The 13947-nt window shown below is 52.2% G+C and carries 9 protein-coding genes; 6 read left to right on the top strand and 3 right to left on the bottom strand.

Annotation, left to right across the window (positions count from 1 at the left end):
- On the top strand, window positions 1-1023 hold the full coding sequence (nadR, locus tag AF331_RS18565) for a multifunctional transcriptional regulator/nicotinamide-nucleotide adenylyltransferase/ribosylnicotinamide kinase NadR (protein WP_053429519.1): 1023 nt from the start codon (window positions 1-3) through the stop codon (window positions 1021-1023).
- A 36-nt stretch (window positions 1024-1059) separates the two neighbouring features.
- Here nadR and AF331_RS18560 read toward each other — a convergent pair whose 3' ends face one another.
- Window positions 1060-2640 carry an FMN-binding glutamate synthase family protein gene (locus AF331_RS18560; RefSeq protein WP_053429518.1) on the bottom strand — a complete coding sequence of 527 codons (1581 nt, stop codon included), beginning with the start codon at window positions 2638-2640 and terminating at the stop codon, window positions 1060-1062.
- Between the two features lie 62 nt (window positions 2641-2702).
- Entirely contained in the window at window positions 2703-4424 is a 1722-nt protein-coding gene (locus AF331_RS18555; RefSeq protein ID WP_048012449.1) for a pyruvate oxidase, read from the bottom strand.
- 124 nt (window positions 4425-4548) lie between these two features.
- On the opposite strand from AF331_RS18555, the gene AF331_RS22590 reads away from it, so the two are divergent.
- The gene (locus tag AF331_RS22590; protein WP_160316584.1) at window positions 4549-4728 is read left to right on the top strand and encodes a hypothetical protein; all 180 of its coding nucleotides are present in this window, start codon (window positions 4549-4551) and stop codon (window positions 4726-4728) included.
- Window positions 4729-4799: 71 nt separating this feature from the next.
- Here the strand turns inward: AF331_RS22590 and AF331_RS18550 are convergent, their stop codons facing one another.
- The gene (locus AF331_RS18550; RefSeq protein ID WP_053429517.1) at window positions 4800-6011 is read right to left on the bottom strand and encodes an SGNH/GDSL hydrolase family protein; all 1212 of its coding nucleotides are present in this window, start codon (window positions 6009-6011) and stop codon (window positions 4800-4802) included.
- 265 nt (window positions 6012-6276) lie between these two features.
- On the opposite strand from AF331_RS18550, the gene manA reads away from it, so the two are divergent.
- The 4 genes from manA (at window position 6277) to AF331_RS18530 (ending at window position 13895) form a co-directional block, all read left to right on the top strand.
- Window positions 6277-7224 carry a mannose-6-phosphate isomerase, class I gene (manA, locus tag AF331_RS18545; RefSeq protein ID WP_053429516.1) on the top strand — a complete coding sequence of 316 codons (948 nt, stop codon included), beginning with the start codon at window positions 6277-6279 and terminating at the stop codon, window positions 7222-7224.
- A gap of 712 nt (window positions 7225-7936) precedes the next feature.
- Entirely contained in the window at window positions 7937-9862 is a 1926-nt protein-coding gene (locus tag AF331_RS18540) for a BglG family transcription antiterminator (protein WP_053429515.1), read from the top strand.
- Window positions 9863-10266: 404 nt separating this feature from the next.
- Entirely contained in the window at window positions 10267-12222 is a 1956-nt protein-coding gene (locus AF331_RS18535) for a PTS fructose transporter subunit IIABC (RefSeq protein ID WP_053429514.1), read from the top strand.
- Window positions 12223-12398: 176 nt separating this feature from the next.
- Window positions 12399-13895: a cell wall-binding repeat-containing protein gene (locus AF331_RS18530; protein ID WP_053429513.1), complete on the top strand. Its 1497-nt coding sequence runs from the start codon at window positions 12399-12401 to the stop codon at window positions 13893-13895.
- Window positions 13896-13947 lie beyond the last annotated feature (52 nt).

The following is a 13947-nucleotide window of genomic DNA, read 5'->3' as shown; positions in this document are numbered from 1 at the left end:
ATGAAGAAGATCGGATTCTACGGTGGGAAATTCCTGCCGCTTCATCAGGGGCATGTGTATGCACTCATTCAGGCGTCCACCATGGTGGAGGAGCTGTATGTCGTCCTGTCACACTCTGAAAAGCGAGACCGGGAAATCTGCGCCCGAACGGATTTCCCTTATGTTCCGGCGACGGTCCGACTGCGCTGGCTCCATCAGCTCACGAAGGATATGCCGCATGTTCATGTCGTATCGATCGAAGACGAGGCGGGAGATGAGGACTATGACTGGAGAGACGGTGCAGCTCTGATCAAGGAGGCGATCGGCAAGCCCATTGATGCGGTCTTTTCGTCTGAACGGGGATACTCGGATATTTTCCGGGAGTGCTATCCCGGTGCCGAACATATCATCCTGGATGAAGAGCGGATGTTCGCCCCGATTTCTGCCACCATGATCAGGACTGATGGGGTGTACCGTCACTGGGATATGATCCCGTCTGTGGCAAGATCGTATTTCGTGAAAAAGGTCGTGGTGGTCGGTACCGAAAGTTGCGGGAAATCGACGCTTGTGCGGAATCTGGCTACGGCATTCAATACCAACTATGTGGCGGAATATGGCCGGACGCGCTGTGAGGAGATCGGCGGATATGACGGGGTGCTGCTTGATGAGGATTACCCTATGATCGCTTATGAGCAGCAGCGTCAGGTAGAGAAGGCCACCGTAGTCAGCCATCGCGTCCTGTTCGTGGATACGGAGGCGACGGTGACCCAATTTTATTCGGAATTGTATAACGGGAAGCATCAGGATGTACTGGATTCCATCGCAAAAGCCCAGGAATATGATCTGTATCTGTTCCTTGAGCCTGATGTCGAGTGGGTGGACGATGGCTGGCGGATGCACGGGGAAGAGGCCGTCCGAAGGCAGAATCACGAGCGGCTACAGAAGCTGCTGGAGGAAAATGGCATTCCGTTCACTACGCTCTCGGGTTCGTACCGGGAGAAGTGGGAGGAAGCGCTCCGGCTTGTGAATGGAATGCTGGAATAGAAGAAAGCCCGGTGGCATCACCGGGCTTTGCTATGCTTACAGGGCTTTCTGAGGGACATCGGGTGACAGGGGCATCAGGCGGCCGTCCCGGTCCTTGTAGACGATATGATCCCGGGTGAATTTCGCCGGGGAATCGATGCCGGCCGCTGCTGCGAGGTTGAAGAGCCCTTCCCTGAGGGAGAGGATGTAGTTGCAGACGCGGAAGGACTTCTCTTCGACCACGAGTGCTTCCTGAAGCTTATCGTCGGTGGTGGCAACCCCGACGGGACAGTTGTTCGTGTGGCATACCTGAGCCTGGATGCAACCGACAGAGAACATGAGTCCCCTGGCGATGTTGACGAAGTCGGCTCCAAGGGCGAGGGCATACGCAATCTTGTCGGGGGTGAGGAGCTTCCCGGATGCGAAGATCTTCACCTTGTCCCGGACCCCGTGTCGGACGAGGGTATCATGGACGAAGGGAAGGGCCGATTTGATGGGCACCCCTGTGGCATCGGCGAGCTCCTGATACGATGCGCCGGTCCCGCCTTCTCCACCGTCGACGGTGATGAAATCGGGATGCCGGCCCGTTTTGGCCATGAAAGAAGCGAGCTCTTCGATGTCCCCGGTGTTCCCGACGACGAGCTTGATGCCGACGGGTTTTCCACCGACTTCACGAAGTTGTTCAATGAAGTCGAGCATGCCTTCCGGGGAATTGAACTCGCGGAACCTGTTCGGGCTGTCAATGGACTCCCACGCCTCCACGTTCCGGATCGAGGCGATCTCAGGTGTGACCTTCTTGCCGTCAAGATGGCCGCCGCGGGTCTTGGCACCCTGGGCGAGCTTCAATTCGAACGCTTTGATTTCCTTCAGGTCGCTTTTCTTCTTGAATTCTTCCCAGGAGAAATCCCCGTCTTTCGTCCTCACACCGAATAGCCCGGGGCCGATCTGACAGATGATGTCTACGCCCCCTTTTAAATGATGCTTTGATAATCCGCCTTCCCCGGTGTTCATCCATGTACCGCCGGCAAGGCCGAGGCCCGTCGACAGGGCGGTGATGGCGTTGCCCCCGAGGGAGCCGTAGCTCATGGCCGATTGTCCGACGAGTCCTTTGACGCGGAATGGGTGGCGGCATGTATGCTCGCCGATGATGGGAGCGTCTTCATCTTTCAGGAGAAAGGGATCGGCCAACGTCTCTTCGCGGTGTTCCTTGCGATTGAAGAGGTTGTCCTTATCAATCTTATATACTTTCGTCGGCACCTTTTTCTCATTGTCCACGTTCAGTTCATCACGCTGGACGGGGAACAGGGTATTCCGGATGAAGTAGCCCTCCCCGTCAAAATCGCGCTCCGAACCGAAGCCGAGCATGCGGGTGTTATACTTGCCGGATTTCACGGTGCTTGTATAGTCATTCCGGGAGAAGGGTTTCCCTTCAGAATCGTTATTGAAGAAATATTGCCTGAGCTCAGGCCCCATCTTCTCGAGGATATATCGCATCTTGCCGAGAACGGGATAGTGACGCAGGATGGCATGTTCCTCCTGACGTTCATCGACCCGCCATATGTAAAAAAGAAAGGTGGCGGGAACAAGGATGATGAGGGCAAGGAGGATGAGCAGGCTCCAAAGTAATATCGTTTCCATGAGGTAGACCCCCTTTAGTGATTGAATGAAAAAAGCCGGGCGGATGCCCGGCCGAATCATGGTCAGAACAGGCGCTTCAAAGCTTTCTTGAGAGGCGGCATTTCGACGCTGTGATCTTTGTAGAACTTCTTCATCATATGTTTCGTATAGCCTTGGGCCTGTTCCCAGGTGATTTTGCCTGGAAGGGGAGGTTCAAGGTCGATTTCAACATCGATGATGACAGGTTTATTCGATGCTTTCGCCATATCGAAGGCAGGTCCGAGGTCTTCGTAAGTCTTCACGTGATAGCCTTCCCCTCCGCATGACTTGGCGAATTGGGCAAAATCGATCTCCTGAAGCTCTGTGGCGTATTCAAGATGACCGGCTGCTTCCTGTTCATACTTGATCATACCGATGCGGCTGTTGTTGAGCACCACCACGATGATCGGAAGCTTATATTTAACGGCGGTCACGAAGTCCTGCATGTTCATTGCGAATCCACCGTCTCCGCAGACGGCAATGGCCTGTCGGTCCGGATAGGCGAGCGAGCTTGCGATGGCACCCGGCAGTCCGCAGCCCATCGTGGCCAGCCAGCTGGAGATGATGAAGTCCTGATTGGTGATGTTGAAGTAGCGCGCCATCCACACGGTTACGTTTCCGACATCGACAGAAAGGACAGCATCCTCGTCTGCAATCCGCTCGATGTGAGGGATGACCTGGGGTGCTTTGAGTGGTGTGGACGTTTCTTCCGTGTCTTTCCCGATATGGGTCCACCAGTTCTGCATATTCTTCTGGCACTCTTCCAGGAAGGAGCGATCGTCCCTGCGCTGGAGGTGCTTATTCCATTCCTCCAGTACGAGGGCCGTATCCCCTACGATACCGGCGGAGACGGGGTACCGCTTACCGATCTGGGCGGGATCCACATCGACCTGGATCGCTTCGGCATCATCCGGTAGATAATCCCGGTACGGGAAGGAGGTCCCGATCATGATCATGAGGTCTGTTTCTTCCATTGCTTCATATGCAGGCTTCGTCCCAATCTGACCAAGCTGTCCGAGGTTCAGAGGATGCCGGTCCGGCAGCACGCCTTTAGCGGGAAGTGTGAAGATGATCGGGGCCCCGATCGTATCGGCGAATGCCTCGAGCTCTTTCTTTGCCGCTTTCGTTCCGGTTCCTGCCAGGATGACAGGGCGCTTGGCATTTTCGATGAAGTTGAGACCGGTGATGAGATCCTCCTTTTGAGGGATGTGCCTTGAGAATGATGTCAGACTGGATGTGAAAGAAGTTGCATTCTTGATTTTGTCCCTCGGGATGTCGTCCGGGATGACGAGGACGGCGACCCCATTTCGCGCATAGGCTGTGCGGATGGCCTGGTTCAGCATGTCAGGGAAAGCTTCCGCCGAGGCTACGGTCTCTGAATAGACCGAAACGTCGTCGAACATGCGAGCCAGATGAACCTCCTGGAATGAATCACGGCCGAGTTCCGTTGTCGCCACCTGACCTGCGAGGACCAGCACCGGTGCTCCGTCGGCCTTTGCGTCATACAGTCCGTTCAACAGATGGATCGCGCCAGGTCCGCCGATCGTCATGCAGACACCGATCTTCCCGGTCAGCTTTGCATAGGACGAGGCTGCCAGTGCCGCCACTTCTTCATGTCGGATCTGAATGAACTCAATATCGTCTTTCTTTCCGCGAAGTACATCAACAAAGTTATTGATCGAATCACCGGGCATCCCGAAGATATGCTGAACGTCCCAGTTTTGAAGGACGTCTGCAGCGGCATGTCCTGCCAGCGTTTTTGCCATAAGTATTCCCTCCTGGTGTATATGTCTTTCATTCTCTACCACTATTTCTTTCCAACTAAACTACGGAAGTAGAAATGATTGCATAATGGAGGAGGATTTTTCTAAACTGGATTAAACGGATCATATGCAAGGGGGAACAGGAATGCTCAACACAATCAGGCAATGGTTCAAGCCGTCACGCTGCGCCGTATGCGGCCGCAAGCCCGTGCAACCGCAGCGCTACATGAATGACCGCGGGGAGCCGGTGCTCGTGTGCAGGAAGTGTACGGAATATGCGGAGAGAAGGGCGTTTGTGAGGAGGTAATGAAAGGAGCGGTCCCTCCTAGGTGGGACCGCTCCTTACTCATTTTGGGGATAGGCCTCTGCCGTCCTCTCTCAATGGTCAAACATCTTCAATTTTACCGTCTCGGCCATTTTCCGGTAGCCTGCTTCATTCGGATGCAGTCCGTCCCCTGAATTGTATTTCGGCTGGAGTCTGGATGGATCATCGGGATTCCGCAGTACTTTATCAAAGTCGATCACCCCGTCGAAGGCACCGCTATTCCGCATCCATGCGTTGACTTTGCGGTGCGTCCGGTCGCCTTCCGCGGTGTATTTTCCTGAGTCATTGTATGGGGAGATCGTGACCCCGTAGATTTCGACGCCGTTCTTATGGGCCTCCTTGATCATGGCCTTCATTTCATCGATGATGGTCACGGCATCTGTCTCCGGGTGATGGCGGATATCGTTGATTCCCTGATGGACGATGACGCCTTTCACGCCGGTTTGTTCAAACACATCCCTCTTCAGTCGATCAGGGGCTTTTTCCCCTTTTTCCTCAGGACTGTCGAGGAGCTGATTCGCAGAGATTCCTGCGTTCAGGACCGTCCATTTTCCGTCGGCCTCATCATTGATCCGCTCGGACAGATAGTCCGTCCACCTGTGATTGGAGTCGACCTTTGAATCGTTCCCGTTATCGATGGAGCTGCCAAGGACAACGATGGACCCTTTGACCTTCTTATCGGTCCGTACATCGACTCCATCTAACCAGTACCATCCTTTTTCGATCGATTCGAAGCTGTCTTTTCCTGCCTTGCCAGCGACGTCCCCATCAGCAGAGTAGGTTGTCTGCATCGACCGCGGGTGCCAGGTGGCAGGTCCCGATTCCCCTTTGAAATAGAGGCTCACCGTCAGGGCGTCTTCTTCGGTGATTTCCATTGGGATCGGATCGCTGTAGGTCCTTTCGCCGGCCGGGATGCGTACATCCTTTTTGCCGTCAAAGGAGACAGATACAGGATCTCCCTTTGTTTCCGCCTCTTTTTTCGTTATGCCGATACTCACTTTGTCGACCTTCAGCTCTTTATCAGAAAACGCGTTTGATAGCCGGATGCGGACCTGATCTCCGTCCACATGGGGTTTGACCACCATGCGCACGGTCTGATCCTTGAACCCTTCATGGGATTCACCGTCATCGAAGGGCTCCTGCATGGCCGTCATCCAGGCACCCATCCAGTGCCGTTCCTTCACCTTGTCTTCCTTTCCTTGATTCACAAAAAGGATGCCCACGACCGCCACCGCGGCAAGTGCTATGTATAAAAAGATCCTCACCTTTTTTCACCTCATTTAAGACTGACAGTATTCCTTACCCACTCACTCTTTATAGTAATGCCAAGGCAAGCGGATTTTATGATTTGGTCATATGGGTCCAAGATAGGGGAGAGCGCCGGAACAGTCAATGAACAATTCCTGGCATACCGCTCCCACACGGCAATGGAATAAAAAAGATTGAAACCCTTCTCACGATGTAAGAAAATAGGTGGGGAAGAGAAAACGGAATGGATCCGTCCATTCTTACATATATAGGAGGATCATCATGAATCAACCATTATTCTTAACACCCGTGTTCCAGGAACGAATTTGGGGAGGGACGGCCCTCAGGGATCAGTTCGGTTATGACATTCCTTCTGACAAGACCGGTGAGTGCTGGGCCATTTCCGGGCACCCGAACGGACAGAGTACTGTCCGAAGCGGGGAATTCGCAGGGAAGACCGTGGGGGAACTTTGGGATCAGCACCCTGAATTATTCGGGCATTACGATTCACCCGTATTCCCATTATTGACGAAGATTCTCGATGCCAACGCCGATCTGTCTGTCCAGGTGCATCCGGACGACAGCTATGCAAATATCAATGAGAACGGCGAGCTCGGAAAGACTGAATGCTGGTATATCATCGACTGTGATGAAGGAGCCGACATGATCTTCGGCCACAATGCCCTTTCAAAAGAAGAATTCACGAGCATGATCGAAAAAGGCGAGTGGAGCGATCTGCTCCGTCGCGTGAAGATCAAGCCCGGCGACTTCTTCTACGTACCAAGCGGCACGATCCACGCCCTCTGCACAGGGACCCTCGTCCTTGAAACGCAGCAGAGCTCTGATACGACGTACCGCGTATACGACTACGACCGTACCGATGCAGACGGCAACACCCGTGAGCTTCACATCGACAAATCCATCGACGTGACCACGATCCCACATACCGCGGAATCCGTGGAGCCGAAAGTCGACAGCCGCGACGGCGTGACCATCACTACCTTCGTGGAAGCAGAATACTTCACCGTGCATAAATGGGAAGTGAACGGCCACGCATCCTTTGTACAGGACAAGCCGTTCCAGCTCGCCAGCGTACTGAGCGGAGCCGGGACACTGCGCGTGCAGGGCGAAGACCATGTCTTGGAAAAAGGCATGCACCTCATCATCCCTGCCGATGTGGAAACGTTTGAAGTGGAAGGTCAGGTTGAATTGATTGTTTCGCATGTTTAATGGATAGAGGGGAAGCGCAGGACCTTTTGGTTTTGCGTTTCTTTTTTTGTGTGGGTTGGGTGGGGGAGGGTTTAGGTTTGGGTTCGGGTTCAGGTTCAGGTTCGGGTTCGCAAATAATAGGCGGGGTTCGTATGGAAAGGGTGTTGAGTGCAAGAAATGTCATTCAATTATATGTAAATAACTTCGTTCGCAAATAAAAAAATGAACCGATTTCAGATTCGCAAATAAATTTTTCAGTTTCGCAAGTATTTTTTTAATTTTCGCAAATAATTCTTGAGAATTCGCAAGTATTGTCTCTGACTGGACCTACCACACAGTGCTCGCACCCTTAAAACAGGGAAAAGTGGATGCGAGAACTGTCGATTGATGTCATAGAGGCAGGAGGGAGTATTTTCGACCTTCAGTATCGCTGATATCTGGACCCTATTTGCAAATAAGCGAACCATTCCGCTAGGTCTTGTAAAAAGAAGCAAATAGGAGCTCTGCCAACACGCCCAGCCCTTCTCCATTCCTACATGCCCAACAAACGGACGGAGCATTGCATACAGCCCGCTTCGATCCTCCACCACCAAACCTAAACAACTGTTTAACCCCCTCACCATGTGCCTCTACTCAATCCACTCCCTCCATTCAAACGTTTGTTTACATTTCCCTAAGCAAAAAGTATCATAAATAGATAAAACTCCCTGTCAAAACAGAGAAGGTGACGAGCATGAATGAAAGGCAGCAGGAGATCTTGCAGATGCTGGTGAGCCGGCATCATGAATATGTCTTGATTAAAGAATTCAGTGAGGAACTCCACTGTTCCGAAAAAACGGTGCGGAACGACCTCAAGGTGATACAGGAATCCATTGCAGACTATCCGTCGGCGAAGTTGATCCGGAAGCCCGGTCAGGGAATCTGCCTGGAAATCGACGGACGCGACCGTGCTGAGCTATACCGCGAACTGCAAACGAGGGGAAGCAGTCATGTGGATGAAGAGGATCGGATCGTCCAGATTGCGTACTTTCTTCTCATGAATACAGACCCTGTCGTCGTGCAGGACCTGGTGGACCGGTATTATGTAAGCAAGTCGGTGATCAGGAAGGACCTCGAACGGATCGGGGATTGGTTTAAGCGGTTCGATCTGGAGCTTCTGTCAAAGCAGAAGGTGGGGCTCATGATCGAAGGGACCGAACTGAACCGTCGACTGGCTTTGACGCGGCTTTCACAGCTTGTGGATGATGGGGCGGATTCCTTCATCAGCGCCCAATTTACCCAGCATGAGATCACCATCGTGCGGCGGAGGCTTGAAGAGCTGCAGGAGAGGTTCGATCTTCATCTGACCGATGAAACGTTCGAACGGATCGTCGTACATACCCTTCTCATGATCAAGAGGACGAAGCTGCAGCAGACAATTTCCCTTTCCGAAAAAGAAAAAACAATGATCATGGTGAAAAAAGAATATAGGTGGACGGTGGCATTCCTCGAAGGAATCGAGCCGTATTTTTCCGTGCGCTTCCCCGAAGCGGAGCAGGCATACCTGGCCCTGCACTTCCTTGGTGGGAAGTTCCGGTATCAGGACGACGAAGCGATCCGCGAGCTCACCGGCCACGACAATCGACTCGGGGAAGTGACAGACCTTCTTCTCAGGAAGCTGTCCGAGATGCACGGCGTGGATTTTTACAGTGACCCGGAACTCTTCAACGGTCTGACCGTGCACTTGAATTCCACGTTGAATCGCCTGACGTACGGGCTTCCAGTCACAAATGTGATGCTCGGGGACATCAAGCGGATGTATCCGTTCATGTTCGACCGGATCATGCTTGTACTTGAAGAACTGGAAGGCATCGAGGTGCCGGAAGAGGAAGCCGCCTATATCACCCTACACTTCCAGGCATCACTCGAGCGCCTGCAACAACCCATAACAGACGTAAAAAGAGTCGTCATCGTCTGTCATATGGGGATGGGGATGTCCCAGCTCCTTCGTACAAAAATCGAGCGGAAATTCACATCTGTCCTTGTGCTGGCAAGCATCGGGAAAGGGGAGCTGCAGTCCTTCCTCGAGACAAGCGAGGCGGATCTCATCATCTCTACGATCAGCCTTCCCGACATGGGCGTCCCGGCGATCGTCGTTTCCCCGCTGCTCGGAAAACAGGATGAAGAAAGGCTGAAGGAGCGATTAACGTACCTCGAGGACCCGGTGCAGAAGGGACAAAAGGAATCGGTCATCCTGAAGTTCGCCAACCCATTCCTCGTCTTTCTTCAACAGGAAGGTTCCAGCCGCTACGAGTTGATCCGGAAGCTTGCAGGGACCCTCATGGACAAAGGGTTCGTCGATCATGCCTACATTGAGAATGCCATGATCCGCGAACGGATGTCGGCCACGACCATTGGGGCAGGGATCGCCATTCCACATGGTCATCCCGACCTCATCCACCAGTCGGCCATCGCCATCGCCACCCTGCGTGAACCAATCGAATGGGGTGAGGAGAAGGTCTCCCTCGTCTTCCTCCTCGCCGTCAAAAGCACCGACCCGGCAGAATCCCGCCAGCTCTTCCAGGAAATCTCGCACCTCACCGAGAACCCCGAACGGATCGAGCAGCTCCTCTCCGACCGTGACGCCATGACATTCCTGACCCATCTCGGGGCCGTGTGAAACGGCCTCTTTTTTTTGGTTTTTCTTAAGTGGTAGCAATCCTTAAGTTCGTGGTGAAAAGGGTCATATGTGTGAGTACAAGATAATAAATGGACCAACCGTTAGCAACTTCCCCTATTATTCCTCACAAGTGTCTTGCAGCGGAGGTCGACCGACTCCAGCGGGAAAAGCGGGCAGGTGAGACCCTGCAGGCCTGCCGAAGCGGCTCACCGCCCGCCCCGCAGGAAAGCGGTCGACCGAAGCGGAAAGACGCGTCCCATCTATGGACTAGTGACCTATCATCAAACCAGGAGAAAAGTAATATATCCACTTTTACCACAACCTCCGGTAACAACTTGACCTTTTTCGACAGGATTCTCGGTGTATAGTAAATGTAAGCGATTTCGATAAAGGAGACAGTCACTATGAAAATACTAGCCATCACCTCATGTCCAAATGGAATTGCCCATACATACATGGCCGCCGAGAACCTCGAAAAAGCAGCCAAAGAAATGGGCGTCGAAATAAAAGTCGAGACACAGGGCTCCATCGGTGTCGAGAACGAACTGACCGATAAAGACATTCAGGAAGCAGCAGGCATCATCATCGCCGCTGATAAAACCGTCAATAAAGACCGCTTCAACGGCAAGCAGCTCCTCGTCACGGGCGTGCAGGACGGGATCCGCAAGCCGAAGGAACTCATCCAAAAGGTGATCGACGGAGATGCTCCGATCCATCAATCAAGCGGACAGACCGAGAAGAAGTCCGATAAGAAAGAAAACCCGATTTATCGTCACCTTATGAACGGCGTATCGTACATGGTTCCGTTCATCGTCATCGGCGGTCTGCTCATCGCCGTGGCCCTGACACTCGGAGGCCAGAAAACGCCGGGCGGACTCGTCATTCCGGATGATTCATTCTGGAAGCATATCGAAGCCATCGGTTCTGCGTCCTTCACGTTCATGGTGCCGATCCTCGCCGGGTTCATCGCCTACAGCATCGCCGACAGGCCGGGTCTTGCACCAGGTGTCGTCGGAGGATTCATCGCCGCCAACGGAAGTTTTTATGGAAGTGAAGCAGGAGCCGGATTCATCGGTGGGATCATCGCCGGTTTCCTTGCAGGGTATGCCGCTCTCTTGATCAAGAAGATCAAAGTGCCAAAAGCCATCATGCCGATCATGCCGATCATCATCATCCCGGTACTCGCCTCCCTCATCGTCGGCCTTGCCTTCGTTTATCTGATCGGGGCGCCGGTTGCGAATATCTTTGAAGTCCTGACAGACTGGTTAGCCGGTATGCAGGGAACAAGCTCCATCCTTCTTGCCTTGATCCTTGGAGCCATGGTGTCATTCGATATGGGTGGGCCGGTCAATAAGGTCGCCTTCCTCTTCGGATCTGCCATGATCGGAGAAGGAAACTATGAGATCATGGGCCCGATTGCCGCAGCGATCTGTATCCCTCCGATCTCCATGGGACTCGCAACATTCATCGGCCGCAAGAAATTCCATGCCGCTGAGAAAGAAACAGGAAAAGCATCGTTCACGATGGGACTCTTCGGGATCACCGAAGGAGCAATCCCATTCGCTGCACAGGATCCACTCCGCGTCATACCGAGCATCATGATCGGATCCATGACCGGTTCTGTCATCGCCATGCTCGGTCACGTAGGAGACCGCGTGGCCCACGGTGGACCGATCGTCGCCGTACTTGGTGCCGTGGATAATGTATTCATGTTCTTCGTCGCCGTCATCGTCGGCTCGTTCGTCGCAGCGATCGTCGTGAATCTATTGAAAAAAGACATTGTGGAAGAAGCCCTTACTCCTGAAGCAGTGTCAGTCAGCGTACCGGAAGAAGAGAAAGTACAAGAACCTGCGGTACACAAAACTGCGCCTGAGTTAACACAGGCTGCAGCACCGGTTGAAATCAACCGCCTGACCGATATCACGAACCTCGACCTGATCGAGATCGACCTCGCCGGGGAGACCCGTGATGAGGTCATAGACGAAATGATCACCAAGCTTCACGCCAATGGAAGCATCGCTTCTAACGCAGACTTCAAGGAAGCCATCATTGCCCGTGAAGAAGAAAGCTCCACCGGGATCGGCATGAACATCGCCATTCCGCACGGTAAGTCCGATTCGGTCCAAAAACCAAGCGTCGTCTTCGGCATCAAACGGGACGGAGTAGACTGGAAGAGCCTCGACGGATCCGAAGCCAAGCTCATCTTCATGATTGCCGTACCGAAGCAAAGCGCCGGCAACGAACACCTGAAGATCCTTCAGCTCCTCTCACGCCAGCTCATGGACGACGACTTCCGCAACCAGCTCCTCGCCGTCCAAACAAAAGAACAAGCCTACACATTACTGGAAAAAATAGAATAGAGTGAAGCATGGGGACGGTTCCGATGCGTCAAAAAAATGACGCAAAGGAACCGTCCCCATGTGTCATGTTGTCGAAAAAAAGCAAATTTTGCTAGTTATCTCCATATGAAACTATTATACTAGGGAACAGGAATATTTTTCATTTTTTATAAAGGGTAAAGAAAAGGGGAAAACAGTTGAAACATTTATTCAAGTTATCTATATCCAGCTTGTTGGTTCTCATCGCCGCTATGGTTGTTGTAGGGAATACGGCATCAGCCTATTCGCTTGACCGACTCAGCGGGAATAATCGCTATGAGACCTCTGCGGCTATATCAAAAAAAGGTTGGAAAGATGGGGCTAAAACCGTCATCTTAGTGAATGGGAAGGATGTGGCGGAAGCAGCTGTGGCGGCTCCGTTATCCAAAAAGCTTAATGCACCTGTTCTTCTCACAAATCCTAATTCTTTGTCAGCTGCCACTCGCAAAGAGATTAATAGCCTGAATCCAAAAACGATCATCCTAATCGGAGGGAAGAAAAACATTTCCGATAAGGTCATTGATAAAAAGATCAAGGCAAAAGTCAAGCGCATTGGAGGAAAAGACCGTTACGAAACAGCGGCTCTTGTAGCAAAAGAAATTCCTTCCAAACAGGCAGTGGTTGCTTCGGGTGAGTACCTCTTCGATGTTCTAGGTGTTGCCCCATATGCAGCCAAGAATAATATGCCGGTATTATTGACCAAGCCCAACAGCCTTCCAGCAGTTACTAAAAAAGCATTGAAAGGCAAGAGTAGCACGGTGGTCATCGGGCGGACGAAAGCGGTCTCCGATAAAGTGAAAAAACAGCTACCTAAGCCAAAACGGATCAGTGGAAGTGACCGTTATGATACATCAGCCCAAATAGCCAAGCTGATGGGTAATAAGAAAAAATCGTATGTCGTGACAGGCAAGAATAAGATTGATGCCACATCAGCTGCGGCCCTTGCGGCGAAAAACGGAGGAAACCTCCTATATGTTGAAAAAACGTATGTATCGACATCTGTCAAAGTGGTCATCGACACGAACAAGTTAACGCAGTTCACCGTCATAGGTGGTACGAATATCATTGACAACAAAGTCGGATCCGAGCTCAAACAGCCGATAGAGCATCTCCTCGTGAACAAAAAAGTCGCTGTAGGCAAAGATTATAAAGCTGCGAAACTAGTAGAACCGAAGGTCAAATTCGCCTTCAGCTACAACGATCCGAAGCGCCTCATGGACAGCCGCGCCGTGCCGAACTTCGAGGCCCTCATGAAGGCAGCGTGGAAAGATAACGTGAAGCTTTACGCACAGTCCGGCTACCGCTCCTACGACAGACAGGCAGAACTGTATAACTACTACAAACGCACCTACGGCGAAAAATACGCAAGCCGCATCAGTGCCAAACCGGGTACAAGCGAGCACCAGACCGGTCTTGCCATGGATGTGACGAGTCCTTCCGTCGGCTATGACCTCGTAGAAAAATTCGCCAAAACGAAAGAAGGAAAATGGGTCGCGAAAAACGCCCATAAATACGGCTTCATCATCCGTTATCCTAAAGGAAAAGAGAATGAAACCGGCTATGCCTACGAGCCGTGGCATCTCCGCTATGTTGGGAAAGATGCGGCTAAAGAGATTTACTCCAAGAACATCACGTTCGAGAAATATGTAAAGTAATCAAGGTGAACCTTCCGCTCATGGTGGAAGGTTTTTTTCTTGGGTGCCACCA

Origin of the sequence: Rossellomorea marisflavi, assembly GCF_001274775.1 — a bacterium.
GTDB classification, from domain to species: domain Bacteria; phylum Bacillota; class Bacilli; order Bacillales; family Bacillaceae_B; genus Rossellomorea; species Rossellomorea marisflavi.
Note: the sequence above shows the minus strand (reverse complement) of the source record. Positions and strands in the feature narration are given on the sequence as shown.